Annotated in this window: 16 protein-coding genes and 1 pseudogene; 9 read left to right on the forward strand and 8 right to left on the reverse strand. The window is 59.5% G+C overall.

Annotated elements, in window-relative coordinates:
• Nucleotides 1-576, forward strand: coding sequence for a response regulator transcription factor (locus C9413_RS14050; protein WP_246703753.1), 576 nt, complete (start codon nt 1-3; stop codon nt 574-576).
• Nucleotides 577-712: 136 nt separating this feature from the next.
• Here the strand turns inward: C9413_RS14050 and C9413_RS14055 are convergent, their stop codons facing one another.
• Together C9413_RS14055 and C9413_RS14060 are read right to left on the reverse strand one after the other, a co-directional pair.
• Nucleotides 713-1,717 carry an inorganic phosphate transporter gene (locus C9413_RS14055; RefSeq protein WP_040114568.1) on the reverse strand — a complete coding sequence of 335 codons (1,005 nt, stop codon included), beginning with the start codon at nt 1,715-1,717 and terminating at the stop codon, nt 713-715.
• A complete protein-coding gene (locus tag C9413_RS14060; RefSeq protein WP_040114569.1) occupies nt 1,717-2,358 on the reverse strand; it encodes a DUF47 domain-containing protein in 642 nt (213 codons plus the stop codon). The genes C9413_RS14055 and C9413_RS14060 overlap by 1 nt, the downstream gene beginning before the upstream one ends.
• A 573-nt stretch (nt 2,359-2,931) precedes the next feature.
• Here C9413_RS14060 and C9413_RS14065 point away from each other — a divergent pair.
• Nucleotides 2,932-3,138, forward strand: a complete 207-nt coding sequence (locus C9413_RS14065) for a cold-shock protein (protein WP_170250565.1) — start codon at nt 2,932-2,934, stop codon at nt 3,136-3,138.
• A 266-nt stretch (nt 3,139-3,404) separates the two neighbouring features.
• Here the strand turns inward: C9413_RS14065 and C9413_RS14070 are convergent, their stop codons facing one another.
• Nucleotides 3,405-3,875 carry a ProQ/FINO family protein gene (locus C9413_RS14070; RefSeq protein WP_040114570.1) on the reverse strand — a complete coding sequence of 157 codons (471 nt, stop codon included), beginning with the start codon at nt 3,873-3,875 and terminating at the stop codon, nt 3,405-3,407.
• Between the two features lie 194 nt (nt 3,876-4,069).
• Here C9413_RS14070 and C9413_RS14075 point away from each other — a divergent pair, with 194 nt between their 5' ends.
• The 4 genes from C9413_RS14075 (at nt 4,070) to C9413_RS14090 (ending at nt 7,771) form a co-directional block, all read left to right on the forward strand.
• The gene (locus C9413_RS14075) at nt 4,070-4,336 is read left to right on the forward strand and encodes a DUF2277 domain-containing protein (RefSeq protein ID WP_040116413.1); all 267 of its coding nucleotides are present in this window, start codon (nt 4,070-4,072) and stop codon (nt 4,334-4,336) included.
• Between the two features lie 871 nt (nt 4,337-5,207).
• Nucleotides 5,208-6,131, forward strand: coding sequence for a zincin-like metallopeptidase domain-containing protein (locus C9413_RS14080; RefSeq protein ID WP_040114572.1), 924 nt, complete (start codon nt 5,208-5,210; stop codon nt 6,129-6,131).
• Nucleotides 6,132-6,969: 838 nt separating this feature from the next.
• Nucleotides 6,970-7,284, forward strand: a complete 315-nt coding sequence (locus tag C9413_RS14085; RefSeq protein ID WP_040116414.1) for a DUF736 family protein — start codon at nt 6,970-6,972, stop codon at nt 7,282-7,284.
• A gap of 319 nt (nt 7,285-7,603) precedes the next feature.
• Entirely contained in the window at nt 7,604-7,771 is a 168-nt protein-coding gene (locus C9413_RS14090; RefSeq protein WP_170250566.1) for a hypothetical protein, read from the forward strand.
• A 236-nt stretch (nt 7,772-8,007) separates the two neighbouring features.
• Here C9413_RS14090 and C9413_RS14095 read toward each other — a convergent pair whose 3' ends face one another.
• From C9413_RS14095 to C9413_RS14105, 3 genes are read right to left on the reverse strand one after another with little or no spacing between them, the layout of a single operon-like run.
• On the reverse strand, nt 8,008-9,213 hold the full coding sequence (locus tag C9413_RS14095; protein ID WP_040116415.1) for a DUF1173 domain-containing protein: 1,206 nt from the start codon (nt 9,211-9,213) through the stop codon (nt 8,008-8,010).
• 47 nt (nt 9,214-9,260) lie between these two features.
• On the reverse strand, nt 9,261-9,653 hold the full coding sequence (locus tag C9413_RS14100) for a hypothetical protein (RefSeq protein ID WP_223844114.1): 393 nt from the start codon (nt 9,651-9,653) through the stop codon (nt 9,261-9,263).
• Nucleotides 9,650-10,357: a ParA family protein gene (locus tag C9413_RS14105; RefSeq protein ID WP_040114573.1), complete on the reverse strand. Its 708-nt coding sequence runs from the start codon at nt 10,355-10,357 to the stop codon at nt 9,650-9,652. Before C9413_RS14105 ends, C9413_RS14100 begins: the two co-directional genes overlap by 4 nt.
• 455 nt (nt 10,358-10,812) lie before the next feature.
• Between C9413_RS14105 and mobC the strand changes: the two genes are divergently transcribed.
• From mobC to C9413_RS14120, 3 genes are read left to right on the forward strand one after another with little or no spacing between them, the layout of a single operon-like run.
• Nucleotides 10,813-11,223, forward strand: coding sequence for a plasmid mobilization relaxosome protein MobC (gene mobC / locus C9413_RS14110; RefSeq protein ID WP_040116417.1), 411 nt, complete (start codon nt 10,813-10,815; stop codon nt 11,221-11,223).
• Complete coding sequence (locus C9413_RS14115) at nt 11,223-13,616, forward strand: hypothetical protein (protein ID WP_040114574.1); 2,394 nt, start codon at nt 11,223-11,225, stop codon at nt 13,614-13,616. Before mobC ends, C9413_RS14115 begins: the two co-directional genes overlap by 1 nt.
• A gap of 11 nt (nt 13,617-13,627) precedes the next feature.
• Complete coding sequence (locus C9413_RS14120) at nt 13,628-13,816, forward strand: hypothetical protein (protein WP_040114575.1); 189 nt, start codon at nt 13,628-13,630, stop codon at nt 13,814-13,816.
• 408 nt (nt 13,817-14,224) lie between these two features.
• Here the strand turns inward: C9413_RS14120 and C9413_RS14125 are convergent, their stop codons facing one another.
• Nucleotides 14,225-14,800, reverse strand: coding sequence for an RES family NAD+ phosphorylase (locus C9413_RS14125; protein WP_203226227.1), 576 nt, complete (start codon nt 14,798-14,800; stop codon nt 14,225-14,227).
• A gap of 50 nt (nt 14,801-14,850) precedes the next feature.
• Nucleotides 14,851-15,279, reverse strand: a pseudogene (locus tag C9413_RS14130) (DUF2384 domain-containing protein); the annotation flags it as partial.

Genomic DNA, 15,279 nt, shown 5'->3' on the forward strand with positions numbered 1-15,279 from the left:
CTGTGTGCAAGCCGAACACGGCATAACAGATGCACAGGAGTCTCGTGGGACCGGAGATGTGGCACAGCGACAGGCCTTGAAGTATGTCGAATCATCCGGCAGGAACGACGCTCCGTACTCGTCCTTATGCTGACTGCCAAGGAGAGTATCCGCGACCGCGTGGACGGGTTTCAAAGCGGCGCTGACGATTATCTCGTCAAGCCATTTGCGTTCGACGAACTGATTGCACGGATCGAGGCACTGCGCAGACGCCGCCCAACGCTCGAATGTACTGACCTTCTCCAGGTCGGTTCACTAACCCTCGATCCGGCAACGCGCCGCGTCACGAAGTCGGATCGCGAGATCGACTTCACCGTGCGGGAGTTCGAATTGCTCCGCTACCTTATGCACAATGCCAACAAGGTGGGCAGCCGCCAGCGACTGTTGAACAACGTCTGGAACTACGATTTCGACCCCGGAACGAAGATCGTGGAAGTCTATATCCGTTATCTGAGGCGTAAACTCGGCGTGAGCGATCAGTTGGCTATCCGAACGGTGCGAGGCGTAGGCTATTCCCTTGTCGGAAGCGCGTCCTAGCATTGTATGATGCAGAAAACGAAGCGCGACTGCGGCGACACCCGATCGCGGTGTCGCTGCATTTCCGGTTCGATGGGATTGCGGCCCATTGTGAGCATGAAAGCTTGGCATCCCTCGGCGTTGCCTGACACTGTCGCTATTCAAACAAACGGGAACTCCAGTAGAAGAGAGCCGAGATGAGGGCCGCGGCTGGAAGCGTGACAACCCAGGCAATGACGATGTTTCCGGCCAGCCCCCAGCGCACCGCCGAAAGCCGTCTTGCGGCACCGACACCGATGATTGCGCCGGTGATCGTATGCGTGGTCGAGACGGGAATACCGAGCCATGTGGCGCCGAAAAGCGTCAGCGCGCCGCCCGTTTCGGCGCAAAATCCCTGCATCGGGTTGAGGCGAGTAATCTTGGAGCCCATCGTATGGACGATGCGCCAGCCGCCGAAAAGCGTTCCGAGCGCCATTGCCGCCTGGCAGGAGAGCACCACCCAAAACGGCACATGAAAACTTTGGCCGAGATAACCCTGCGAATAAAGCAGGACTGCAATGATGCCCATCGTCTTTTGCGCATCATTGCCTCCGTGGCCAAGCGAGTAGAGCGAGGCCGAGACAAATTGCATGACGCGAAACGTACGATCGACGGCAAAGGGCGTCTGACGTACAAAAATCCACGAGACGACGAGCACCAGAACAAGCGCGAGGAAAAAGCCAATCATAGGCGACATGACGATGGCGCCCGCCGTCTTGAGCAGACCGCTCCAGACAATCGAGCTTAAGCCTGTCTTGGCAAGTCCCGCGCCAACCAGCCCGCCGACCAGGGCGTGAGAGGAGCTTGAGGGAATGCCGAACATCCACGTGACAATGTTCCAGATGATCGCGCCCATCAGCGCCGCAAATATCACCTGCGGCGTGACAATACTCGGATTGATGATGCCGGTTCCAAGGGTCTCTGCGACATGCAGCCCGAAGAACAGGAATGCTATGAAATTGAAGAAAGCTGCCCAAAAGACAGCATAGTGCGGTCGCAGCACGCGGGTCGAAACGATGGTTGCGATCGAGTTGGCGGCGTCGTGCAGGCCGTTCAGAAAATCAAAGAACAGGGCAATCCCGATGAGGCCCACAAGCAGGGGGAAGGCAAGTGTAACCTCCATCAGACGTTCTCGATCACGATACCGCTGATCTCGTTGGCGACGTCCTCGAAGCGATCGACGACCCTCTCCAGCTCACCATAAATCTCGCTGCCGATAATATAGGCCATTGGATCCGAGGTGCCGTAGCGGCTGAAGAGATCCTTGAGGCCCCGGTCATGCAGATCGTCCGAACGACCTTCGACCCGAGTGACCTCTTCGGCGATGGCTGTAAGCCGAGGCGCATTGGATCCTATCCGGTCGAGTAGCGGAATAGCTTCCGCTATCAGATGTGCCGCCTGGACGATGGTCGCACCCATCTCCTGCATGCCCGGATCGAACGAAGTCTGCTGAAACAGACGGATGGTCTTGACCGTCTTTTGCATCATGTCGATCGCGTCATCCATCGATTGGATGAGATCCTTGATGTCGCCACGATCGAAAGGAGTGATGAAGCTTCTCCTGATGGCAAGCATCACCTCGCGCGTGATTTCGTCAGCTTCATTCTCAAGACGAACGATCGTCTCGCAATGGCGCTCGATCTCGCTGCCAGCTAACAACTGGTTCAAGGCTTCGGCAGCTCCGACTACGGTGCGCGAATGTTGCGCGAAGAGATCGAAGAAACGATCTTCACGCGGCATGAGTCTACGAAACCAGCTGATCATCGACATCCCATTTAACTGTCACAAATCTGTCATAATGGAGCGATGCCGGTGTGAAAAGCACCCGGTATCCTTGTTTTGGGGATAGTCGCAAACAGGTTACACATTCTGGGTTCATTGTGTTGGCGCAAGCCTGCGCAAGTACATCGACGATCGATCTCAAAAATCGACGACAATGCGGCGCAGGGACCGTCCATCCCTCAGCGATCTCGTTCGCCGCCCTTCTGGCCGATATTTACATCGACATTTCGACAGTTTGCCCACCGCGAGGACATCATGATGCTTCTGAATGCTTGCTCATGCGAATGGCTCGCTCGATTGGTATGGCGAAAACTTTGCAAAGCAGCGTCGCCGCGGATCCCAGTCGGGAAAAGCCTGAGCATTATCGTCAGGAAAGCAGCGCGGCGGCAGACAGCCCGGTGAACCGCAGGACTTTAACGATCTGAATGGGCAGTGTGATGCCGCAAAGCGGATTTTTGCCTTTGCCTTGCATTCAGAAGCGTCTATTTATGTCGCCGCAAGTTCCGATTTGGCGCACCAGGGTGCGGCAGGATTAAATGATCAAAGGAAGACGCTATGGCGACGGGTACCGTGAAGTGGTTCAATGCAACAAAAGGGTTTGGCTTCATCCAGCCCGATGACGGCAGCGGCGATGTCTTCGTTCACATTTCCGCGGTCGAGCGGGCCGGCCTGCGTGGCCTCAACGACGGCCAGAAGATTACCTATGAGCTGGTCAAGGATCGCAAGTCCGGCAAGATGTCGGCGGACCACCTGCAGGCCTGACGCCGATTGATCCGACAGTACGAAGGCCGGGTTCGCCCGGCCTTTTCCGCTTGCAGAAGGTTCGGACATCGAAGCAGCTCTGTTACCGCGCGTTTGGGCGGCAAACTCAAACGCAGGCGTGATTTTCGACCGTGTTAAGCGCCTGACGCGGGGCCGGAAGGGAATTCTTGTCGGCTCGCTTTGTGCGCGCCAGCTCTTGATCGATACGTTCTTCCACGCACAGATCATGAGAGATCTGCCCACCAAGGCGAGATAGATGGCGCTCGTCAGGTCTGGCGATCCCGTCTGAGAAGGGCGGCGCGGATCTGTTCAGTCTTGCTTGGGGGAGCTGGGGAAGCGGCCGGCTCGATACTGGAGGCGCTGTTCTCGTCGTTGCCTCGTTTCAGGCTGAGAAAGCGTTGCTGCGCAACAAGGCGGTCTTCGGTCGAAAGTGGTTCCACCGGCTTGCCATCGATATCATGGCGCATCGAGCCAGGTTGGGCGCTCGCGAAATAGTACCGTTTTGAGTGGACAAAGGAGCCAACGGCTCGGCGCAATGCCGTCGCTTTGACATCAGGCTTTGCCAGCGCACGGATATCGTTGAAGAGGCCGAGGGCGAAGGGACGGATCGGATCGCCTGGCTTATTGGGGAGAATGCCGATCGGACGGATCAGCAGTACGCGGATCGCCTCTGCCTTTTGAACATCGAACTCTGTTGCTACGATCGGTCCGTGGCTGACGGTCCAGGGTTTGTCCATGAGCTCCTACCTTGCGCTTCTTTTCACTACGGATCGATTGTGAAGAGACGTTGACAGCAGGTCTAATCTTCTAGATTTCCGCTGGCGGCGCTTTATCTAAACGTACACGGGCATTTCGCAAATAGCCCCCTGGCGCGGTTTAAGCGGCCGCCCGCCCTTAAGGTGGGGAGGAAATGAAGATTTGGGAGCAAGCCATGTGCAGAAACATAAGAACGCTGTTCAATTTCGATCCGCCGGCGACGGACGAGGAAATCCATGACGCTGCGCTGCAGTTCGTGCGAAAGCTGAGCGGTACGACCAAACCGGCGAAACGCAATGAGGCGGCGTTCGAGCGCGCGGTCGGTTCGATCGCGGCATGTGCCCGCGAACTGCTCGATGCGCTCGAAACGTCGCAACAGCCGCGCAACCGCGAGGAAGAAGCCGCAAAAGCGCGGGCGAGAAGTCTGACCCGGTTCGCGTGATTGCGCCGGACGGTCGGGCCTGCCGCCGCGAGCTGAGTTCAGCCTTCCAGGCGGGAGAGGCAGGCGCTCACAAGAGCGGTCTGGCCCATCTGGCACGTCGACTTCCGCGTAAAAAATAAGGGGGCACCCTCGGTGTCTCCCGCGGAAAGCTTGCCGGCGCAGTCGGTGAAAAATTCCAGTTCCAACGGCCTAATTTAACGGGGCACGTCATCGCACCGATCGCCAAGGTATAAAGAATCGCTAACCTGGACGATGCCCCGCGCCCTATCATCGGCGTCGTCGCATCGCCGAAGGGCAACTGCATGTCAAACGTCTGCGGCCTTCCTAAGACAAATCGCGCCCTCGTACTGAACCCGAATGCTGCGCGGTCGTGCGATGAAAATCCATCGATGATCGCGGCCGGCGCGCCAGCCTTGCGACGGTTTTGCACCAGAATGGACAGCTTGATCTGCCCAACCGCGCCTTTGAGCTGAAGTAGGTGCGGCAAACCGACTTCAAGATCCGGCGTGGGTTGCCTGGAAAGATCCACCGCATCACACGACGACATCATCGACATCGCACGGTCACGGGCACGACCGGGCCGCTGACGAGGTCACCGCGGCCGTTCTTACCAGCACGATCTTGCGAGATCGTTCTTCAAGTCATCGGATTCGGCACGATGTTGCCCCAGCCGTCGAACAATCCCTGCGTGCTGCGACCATCGCGTCCTGCCCCGGGTTTAGGTCCTGTCGGGCCCGCGCCGCCCCGCAACGGCTTTGCCGTCCTCCACGTCCGTTCCGGCCCTATCGGGTGCTGGCCTGCGCTTGCAGCCCGACATTCGGACCGCCGTAGCAGGTCGCGATGGTCGCGGCCTCGAAACGGAGCTTTCGACATGAGCAGGCAACAAACTCACCAACGATCCGACATCTACAGCCGCATCACCGACAAGATCATCGCCGAACTCGAACAGGGGGTGCGGCCCTGGATTAAGCCCTGGAGATCAGCACATGCGAACGACCGGATCACCCGGCCTTTGCGCCACAACGGCCAACCCTATTCTGGCATCAACGTCCTGCTTCTGTGGTCAGAGGCGATCGCCCGCGGCTTCACCTCGCCAACCTGGATGACGTTTCGCCAGGCCCGCGAACTGGGAGCTGCGGTTCGCAAGGGCGAGACCGGCACGTTGATCGTCTTCGCCAGTTCCTTCATCCTTACCGAAACCAACGACATGGGCGAAGACGTTGAGCGCAATATCCCGTTTCTCAAGCCGTACACGGTCTTCAACGTCGATCAGATTGCCGGACTGGATGCGCGCTTCCATCAGGTCACACCGGTTCAGGATCCAATTGTCCGTATCGGACATGCCGATCGCTTCTTTGCAAACACCGGCGCACTGATCCGGCACGGCGGATCGACGGCATACTATGCCCCAGCCCGTGATTACATCCAGATGCCAGCCTTGGAAGCCTTCCGCGACGCTGCGTCCTATGTTGCGATCCTCAGTCACGAAATGACCCACTGGACGGCGGCGCCACACCGACTGGATCGCGATCTCAGCCGCTATGCCAGGGATCAAAGCGAACGCGCCCGCGAGGAACTGATCGCCGAGCTCGGCAGTTGCTTCCTTTGCGCTGATCTCGGCATCGTTCCCGAACTCGAGCCGCGGCCCGATCATGCGAGCTATCTTGACGCCTGGCTCAAGGTTCTCGCCAGCGACAAGCGTGCAATTTTTGTCGCGGCCGGTCATGCGCAGCGCGCTGTCAGCTACCTGCACCACTTGCAACCAGATCAGATAGACGAAGGGGCGGCGGTGTAAGCCGCGTTCCCACTCCGTCCGGCCGCCGGTTTCTGCCGTGCGCAATTTGCGCGCGGCGCGTTGATGATCGTCGATGCCGAAGATCTGCGGAGGCCCGACTTCGGCAAAACGCAAGTGCATGCAACCTGGGGCATGCACATCCGCCAGGCGCTACGCCCAGTCCACGCTGTCCATGGCGGACGGATCGACCTCACCCGATGATGAGGCGGGGACATCCTCGCCTTGCGGTGGGGCCGGAGCCGTATCGGCTTTGCCCGTCGCCGTGATCAGATGAGGTGGTTTCCGCAATGCGGCCGGGCCGCAAAGGCAGGATCGGAAGCGGTCGAGATTGCCGGATGTGACGAGAGAATCTCGAACTTCCGCCGCGAATCTCTTTCATACCGGCCGCGACTTGGCCGCTGGAGGACCGATGACAATCGGCAGCATCGGCAAAGGCCCCGACCGAATAAGTGGACACGCTCCTTGGTGTGCCGAAAACGCTGCCCTGAACGACGTTGCCTTTGCTGGCGTGTGAACGACGATGCGTCTCGCCTCGGTCCCCTCCTCTTCTACATGCGTGCGCCGACGCAGACCTCGATGAGGCTGGTGTGACCGACGGACGACTGCGTCTCGATCAACTGACCGCAACGGGCGTCTCCGGCTTTTTTCCGCCGCCTCCGGCTTTGCATCGCGAAACAAAAAAGCCGGGCCTGCCCGCCTTCCACTACGTTCCAGCCCGTCCACCCCGCTGCGCAGGCGCAACGGGGCCCCGGCGGGTGCGTTGGCGATCGCCCCCGGTCCTTCCACCGCCATCGAGGCCGCGATGGGCGCGGCTCGAGCAACGGAAAGGAACGAGATCATGGCAGTCATCGGCGAATTCATCACCAACGGCAACGTCATCCAGGGCAACGTCCGCACTCTGACGGTTGCCATGAAGGTCCGCCTGCACTCGATCGAGCGAGTCTCGCGCGACGCCCCGGACTTCCGAGCCGTATCCAACGGCGCCGAAGTCGGAGCCGGATGGAAGGCGGTCTCGGGCAGCGGCGAGCCCTATATCTCGCTCAAGCTCGACGACCCGAGCTTCAACGCTCCGATCAGCGCGGCACTGTGGCCGGCCGAAGCCGACGGCGACTATGTCCTCGTCTGGTCTCGCCCGAACCGTGAAGCAGCCTGAACCAAGGCATCGGAGGCCCTGCCGAAAGGCGGGGCCTTCCCCGCATGGTGAAGCCGAAAGCAGGCATTGAGCCCGCTTCCGGCTTTTCGGGTGCCACAGGGGAACTAAAATCTGCTCAGTCCGTCCAAGCGTGCCATGGCGGAATGAAGGCCTCAAGGACGAGCGGTTCCCCCAAATTTCATCCGCTGCCCCTGCGTGGCCGCGTCAAAAATTCGGCTCCCCCACTCGCCGGCTCCGCCGGTCGCGTTCCGCGCTCCTTGACCCCTGCATTCCGCGATGACCGGGGCCGTCGTCTTTCACAAACATCAAGGAGACGACAATGACGAACGAACTCGACCGCACCATCGAAGAACTCAAGGCCGAACTGCGGAACGCCGATGCAGCCGAACGCCGCCAGATCTACGCCGAACTTGAACTGGCGCTCGCCGAACGCGAGGTCATGGTAGCCGAGCAGGAAGGCCGCATCAGCGCTGAGCCTCCGTTCTGAAGGAGGCTTTCGCCATGCGGACCGCCGGATCGACCGGCGCATCGGTTCGAAGCTTCAGGCTGGCGATCGAGGTCGCTTTTTTGTCGAGATCGACATAGCCATCGAGACTGATAGGGTTAAGCCCGATGAAGCGCCTTCGAGGCCCGCTCCTTCGGCTTCATGTCGACAACCAGGGCAGGGGAGTTGGTCGGCGCCGATTGATTCACGACAGTGATGCGTAAGGCGGGTTTGGTGATTTAACTTGGTTCCCCGGGCAGTGATGGCATTTCGCCGTCAGAGACACGCCAAACCCACGCCGCCAAGTCGGGCCGCGCCTCGATCATCTCCGCCAGGGTCGCCTCGAACCCGTCATCGGCGTTCGGCGGAACGATATAGAGCGCCATCGGCTGAGGGCGCAGTTCCGGGAGGATCGCATTTGCGAACGGCTGGCTGCGGGCGAGATTGAAGCGCAATCCCTTTACCGTTTTGCCGCGGAACCGCACGAGTTTTTCGAGGAGCCGTTCCTCATGGGCATCCTCGATCGGCAGCCAATGCTCGGTCACGGTCATCAGCGCGATCTCATTGATCGATACGAAGCCCGCAGCGAGACCCTCGATCGTTGCGATCGCAACCAGATGGGAATTCTCGTTGTGCCTCCATAATGCCAGTTCGACCTCGAAGCGCCGCTGCAGACGCCGCCACGCTATCTCCTCCAGATGCAAGCGGAAACCCGGCATCTGCTTGATGACGAGTTGTTGGCCGCTTCTGGCCGAGGTGAACTCTTTTATCTCCCCAGCCAGCAGCATCATCTTTTTGCCTCCTGCATCCGAGCGAAACAGCCTGCTCATCGCCTGCGCGCGTCGTTGCTCGATCGCAATCTTGCCGTCGGCTCGAAACGGCTCCGGCACAAACAAGCGCTCCGCCAGGATTTCTCCTCGCACCGACAGGGTGCGGGCGGCCTCGCAAAGATGATGATAGACCTGCCACCAATGCCGCTTGCCAGCCCAATGCACCGTCCACTCCGTCAGGCCGCTTTCATGCCAGAGAAGGTGAAGCAGCGCACGCAGCGACAATCTCCTGCTGTCGTTCGTCACACTGTCGGCTTGCGTGCCGCCCACGCCTGTACCCCTCGACGATCCGCGTTTGGAAAGCGAGAAAGCGAGCTTGAGGGCGGCGGTTCCAGCTGCGGCATCCGGCTTGATTGCGCTACCGATCAGAGCGCCCAGCCCGGTCAGTTCATAGGGCGGCTCATAGGAGGGGCAGGCCGGGTCATGGTCGCTGCCAGAAAGAGGCATTCTCTTGATCACAAGCTGATTGCCGATGTTAGCGATATACATTGCGACGCCCGGTTCTCTGCAAAGGCATAGCGGCCGAAGTTTGTCTCGATAGGACCGGGTCACGCACTCCTGGAAACTCTCGGCATCTTCTGTTTGTATTTCGCCGCCGATCAGGAACTGTCGCATGGTTCGAACTCCATTCACCGCGCTGTCCGGAAGCGGAGCTGCTGCCTTCAATAGCCGTTTTCCTTGAGATAGAAGTCGATCGCGGCCTTCATGACAGCAGCCATCTTGAGATCGTTCTCATCGGCCGCCCGTTTCAGGCGTGCTTTCGTCGCCTGATCCAGCGCGACGTTGACATAGAACTTGATCTCCCGCTGCTTGGCTCGCTTGAGGTTCTTGAGACTGGAACGCGCATCCTCTCGTATCGCGGCCCGGTCTCTCGCACGTTTCTCCTGCTCGGCCGGGGTGCGCTTCGTCAGCATTGCCGGCGATGCATCGGCCTCGGTCTGGGTGCTCTCCTCCTCGGGTCGCTCTGCACCCACCGGTCCGGCAGAGGGAACCGGCTTTGCCGTAGACTTCGCCGCAATCGTGAAGTCGCTGAGATACAGCCCGCCCTTGCTCACCTTGCAGCTCCCTTTTGGCCGCCGCGCTTGCTCTCGATTTCGTCCACAAGGGTCTGCACTTCCAGCCGGGCCTTTCTCACAGGATCGGTCAGTTCCTGCATCTGCAGCGTCCCGAGCCCGTTTTGAATTTCCCGATAAACGTTGCGCTCGAACAGCTCGGTATCGAGAAGGGCTGTCTGGTAACCAGCCTCCTGCAGGCCTGCGACGAAGGGTCGGACATAGCGATAGGCTTCAAGGTTGCGTCCGGGCACGGTAATCCGTGTTCTGACATTCAGGTGCATGATGTCCAAGCCGCCACGATCGTTGATTTCGTTGACGCTCGCCGCAGCCTGTCCGGCCGCCTCGATCTCCTTGATGCCGGGTTGAATGGGAGACAGAACGAGTTCGGAGGAACCGATGATCGTTTCCTGCACCGTGCTGTCGACGCCTGGCGCATCGATGATGATCACGTCGAAACTCACACTTGAACGCAAGATCTCCGCCTCAATTGATCGATGCGAGGCCGCAATGACGACATCGATATTTTCCGGCACGTTCTCCTTGCTGTGGCAAAGTTTCCACCAGCCGGTCAGGTTGAGCCTGCCGTCGGCGTCAATCAAAAGCACCCGCCCGCCACGCAGCGCGTATTCGCCCGCGATCAAGGTGACCAGTGTCGTCTTGCCGGCTCCGCCCTTGCTGCTCACAGCGGCATAGATCCTGCCCATACCCGCTTCTCCTTCCCTGGAAAATGAACGTCCGCTCTCTCGCGCGTCGGTTCTGATGAGAATAAATATTATTCTATTTCCGCTTCCGTCAAGCCATCTTTTGCAACGCGATAGTCGCTGTAGCGGTGAGGTTTTCCTTCATATTCATATTGGCGTTTCACACGATGTTTTCGCATCGATCAGCGATGTAGACACGCCATTTAACAAATTTAATCAATAATATGGTGACGAAGCACTATATGAGAGTGCCGATCGATGCTTTGGTGCCGGAGAGCGACATTAAACGAAAATGTCGATTTTCAGACGTGCAAAAGTTCTGCAAGCAGGGCTTGAGCATTGGAATAAAAACGGTAAACTTGCATTTGGCAGGATACGCAATTTTGTGATACAAATTGCTGATGATCGACGGACGAGCCGTCGATGGGCGCCTGCGGCGCTTCGTTAGGGAGGCAGAGATGGCGGTGGACAGTCGAGGCGCGGTGGCGCTGGGATCGCCCGACGGGCGGAAGGATCGGGTCGTGCACGCCCGCTTTAGCGCCTGCGAACTTGCCGCCATCGACGCCGCTGCCGAGGTTTCTGGCCTGACGGTTTCCGCCTTCATGCGCTCGCTGACGCTGGAAGGGGCAGGTGTACGCCCATTCCTGACCGACGACGATCGTGCGGTCTTCGAGATGCTGATTTCGGACATGCGGTCGGTTGGGGTGAACCTCAATCAGCTTGCCCGCAGTGCAAACGCCAGTGGTCGTCTCTCCGATGCCGACCTTGCGCTCGAACTGAGGGAGGTTCAGCGACTCGTCGCAGCGGTGGTTCTGGAGCTGAGAAGCTACGCGGCACGGGGCGTGCGGCGGCGCCGGGGAGCGACGTGATGGAGTTCTTTCCAGGCGCGTTCGAGACCGACTGGGAACGGCGGAAGACGGTGCTCTTGCGCGAGCAGTCACTTCTTCACCGGAGATTTACGGACGAGGATGAACTCCGTCGCCGGGGAGGCGTCGTGCCGACGGCATCGCCGCTGCCCGGCAGCGGTGCCGGACGCCTAGGCTTTGGAAAGAGGTCCGGCATCTTTGCTCGGGCCAAGAGGCAGGGCCACGCGTCCGAGCCATCCATGCGATCCCGTTTTGCAGGGCTCGCTTCGGGCAGTCAGCCGGCTGTCGTCAAGATGGCGTCTTTCGGCGGCGGTGGGCGGCTCGGGGCGATGGTCAACTACGTCTCGCGCAATGGCGGTATCGTCGTCGAAAACGAGCGGGGCGAGCAACTTAAAGGACGCGATGAGCTGGCGACTGTCCGCGCCGAATGGGACCATCTGATGAAGAACCGCGCTGAGAGCCGGGACATCGGCGCCTTCTCGCTTGAGGTGAAGGAGCCCGCCGATCCGGCTGTGGATGTTCACGAGCGGGCGCGGGTGTTGCTCAAACGCGGGTTTGGCGACCGGAGCTTTGCCTATGCAGTCACGCCGCACGATGACGGGAATGGTTATCGGATCGAAGGTGTGACCATCCTGCGCGACAGTGAAGGCGAGCGGCTCACTGGCGATAAGAAGGCATCGGAGATCGTACAGGGTCGTCTGGGCGGGGAGGGAGCAGAGCAAGAAGAGAAAATGGCCTTTCGTTTTTCCGGCTACGGGAATGGAGGCGCCTACGGATTGAGCCGACTGCGCGACCTGGTCGACCGGCATCATGGTGCCGTCCAGGATGACAAGGGCAATGCAATCGCCGATGCAAAGCAGGCGGGTGATCTGGTGCAGCTCGAATGGCGCGATCAGCTTCACAGTCGCAAGCCCCGCGATGTCATGCATGTGATCATGTCGGCGCGAGCCGGGACCGATGTTCAGGCGTTTCATGCGGCCGCTCGTGACTTCCTGGCCCAGGAGTTCGCCGGTCATCGCTATGTTTTTTCCCTCCACGATCCTTTCCAGGATCCAAAGGCGGAGGATGCGGGAGGCAAGCGGCCGCATGTGCATGTCCACGCCATCGTTGCGATGCGCTCGGATGCCGGCGACAGAATCGAGACGACCATTCCTGCTTTCCGCCGCTGGAGGGTAACGCTGGCGGAGAAAGCGCGTGCCCGCGGCATCCGCATGGAAATGACGGACCGACGCGAGCGGGCGAGTGCTGCCGTCTACACCAGGAACCAGGTCCGTCCCACCAGCCGGGCTGGCCGCACGCAGCACGAGGGGACGAGCCCCGCAGCGCAACTGCGCTATGATGCGAAACGAGCGGATCGGCAGAGTGTCGCACGGACGGAAGAGAGCAGGATTTATTCTAATTCCGCCCGCCAGGAATGGTTGACGCTCGCGAGAAAAGCCCAGGATTCCGATGTGCGACAGTTTGCGTCCAATCAGATAAAGCGACTGGAATCAGCAGCTTCTCGGATCAAGTCGGTTGAGACGGAGGGATCCGGAAACGGAAATTTCTACTCGCAATTCAGAACAAGTTTGGTAAAGTTGATGAAAGTCGTTTCGGAGGGCGAGACCATGCGCCACATGACACGTCAGGAATTCGAAGTCTACGAGAAGCGAGTCGAAACAGCGCTGCTCCAAGCCGAGCGCGTCACGCCCGACGAGCAAAGGAAGAGCTTCCACGAAATCGCTACAGCGGCTCGCGAGCATGTCAATGTCCGGCGTGAGTTGATGGAACTGAGGGAACGGTCTGTTCCGCCTGAGCGAGATGGCGAGCGCGCGGCCCGGGAACAGGACGACGACCCCCGCACCCGCTGGGACGATGCCGTCGGCCGTCATGGATTGCGCGCGGTCGAGACGGCCAATCAGGTCATGGTGGAGGTCGAGCGCTACCGGGACGAGATCGAGAAAGCTGAATTCGGGAAGCTCGATTCCCAGAAGGCAACACTGGAAGCCGGTCTGCAGCGGGAGATCGCAAAGGCTGCCGAGCTCGGTGCCGCCGGCAATACGCTGATCCGGGAGATCGCCCAGGTTGACGAAGAGTTGCGGCTTGCGATCGAGCGGGCGGAACATTCGCGCGACGGTCGCAACAAGCCCAAGGCCACGGAAATGAGAAGTGTAGATACCCGGGCCGAAATGAACGAAGACATCGGACATGGCGACGGCCCCGCTCGCCGACCGGCCGACCCTGAGCAGGAGCGTGACCTGGCCGATCCTGATCGCGCGCGACAGGAACATTTAACGACCCGGGCCGGTGACACCACCCGTACGGATCCGGCGCAGCAGCACATACAGCGGCTTGAGCAAATCCAGCGCGAGGCTGACGAGAAAAGAGAACAGGATCGCGACGAGCGCGAGCGATAGGAGGTCTTCCCATGCAAGATGATCGGCGCATCTTCATCAATTCCGAGACGGATCATAAGGCGAACGAGGGCTTCGCAAAATTTGGCGGCACACTGTTCGGTGTCGTTATGACGATCGCGGTGATCGACTATGGCCTGACGACTGCCTGGAACTGGACCGTGTCCACATGCGATTGGCTGCTTGCACAGTTACCGTTCTGATTGGTGCTCTGCCGATTTTCAAAGAAAGAACCCGTCGATGTGTGTTCCGCTCGCCCATGACTCTTTGGGCAATCTTTACGGCAGCTGGTGGTTATGCCTTTCTTGTGAACATGACTGAGGTGGGCGGAACGGGCTCCCAGTTTGGCGCCTTCCTAAATCTGGCCGTGCTGCGCTCGGCCTGACGATGATCGTCTTCGGTGTGTTCTTCGACGTCGTGCCGCCGTTTGCGACGAAGCGGGAGGTGGAGTGGTCGAACCGGAACGCCAGCGTTCGCTATACCAACCGGTCACCCCATTTCTGAAGAGGGTTGTGGCGCATAGGGATCACCCGGTTGCGATCTCACGAATTGTACACACTCAGGGCCTGACCCAACAGGCTGATCCATCCGGGGAACCGCCGCGGTGGAGCTTACAGCACGATGGCAATATCGGCGCGACCAGCGAAACCTAATATCTGACGCATTTCGTCGATGTTCCCATAAATCGAGGTCTTGCTGATTGCGCTAAGGTCGGATTCGAAGACTCGATCTCCGAACAACAGCAAAGCTTGTTGTGGGTCGCAGCGTTTCGATGTCCAGATCAAGCCGTGCGCATCCGGCCTGTTCTGGTGGATTGCGAGAGCCCACGCAGCAGTCGTGGCATAGGAAGCGGCCGTCGTGTCGATCAGATCCGCCCGTGTAATGCGCCACCTGGCAAGGTCTGGCGCGAATAATGGCACCAGCACGATGTCTCGTTTGATCTCGACAACTGAGTGTGAAAGCGGTTTGATATTGTCGGCACCAACGGTTTTGTTCGGCTCGTCGATCGGGACATCGTGGAAGATGGTCTCGTGGGCGGCGCATTCGAAATTGGTGGCAAGGTATTGCGTCGGGATCGGCTTGCCGCTCAGAAAGAGCGGGGCGAAACGACTCGGCCGTCCCTTTCCCGGATTGAACGCGCAGCTATCGAACCGCTGGTCATGGACGCGATGAAACCTCGTTCCCACCTTGATCCCGTGTGAGTTCGAGGCGGGAAACGGTGAAGGTGGCTGGGAGATCATCCGATGATGTCTTCCGCCTCGTGCGCCGCAGCCTGCGCCACAGCCTTGGTGTCCTTGATGACGTCGACTGGTCGCTTGCCATCAAGCCAGCCATTCGGCGAGGTGAACCAGAAGGCTAACTGCCAGCCGGATTTCCTTTCGCCGAGCAACGCGAGAACCTTGCCGACCGTCTCGAGAGGCTGTCCGTCCTCGAACTGGAAGGCGGGAAAGTACTCGGCACCACCGTGTTTGATAGGGAATACCTTACCCTTCGCCTTCCAGCGCGAAGCAGTCATGCTCTTGTTCTTCGATCCGTGTCCTGCAGCATCAGCCAGGTCCTTGCTGGTGAAGCCCGGCCATTCCTGGAGGAAGCGTGCCCTTGCCTTGGCGTTGCTGTCGTAGAGCAGTCTCTCGACCTCAACGTTTGGAGCGGTGCGCATATATAC

The organism is Rhizobium sp. SEMIA 4085, assembly GCF_013004495.1.
In the GTDB taxonomy this organism is placed as follows: Bacteria; Pseudomonadota; Alphaproteobacteria; order Rhizobiales; family Rhizobiaceae; genus Rhizobium; species Rhizobium gallicum.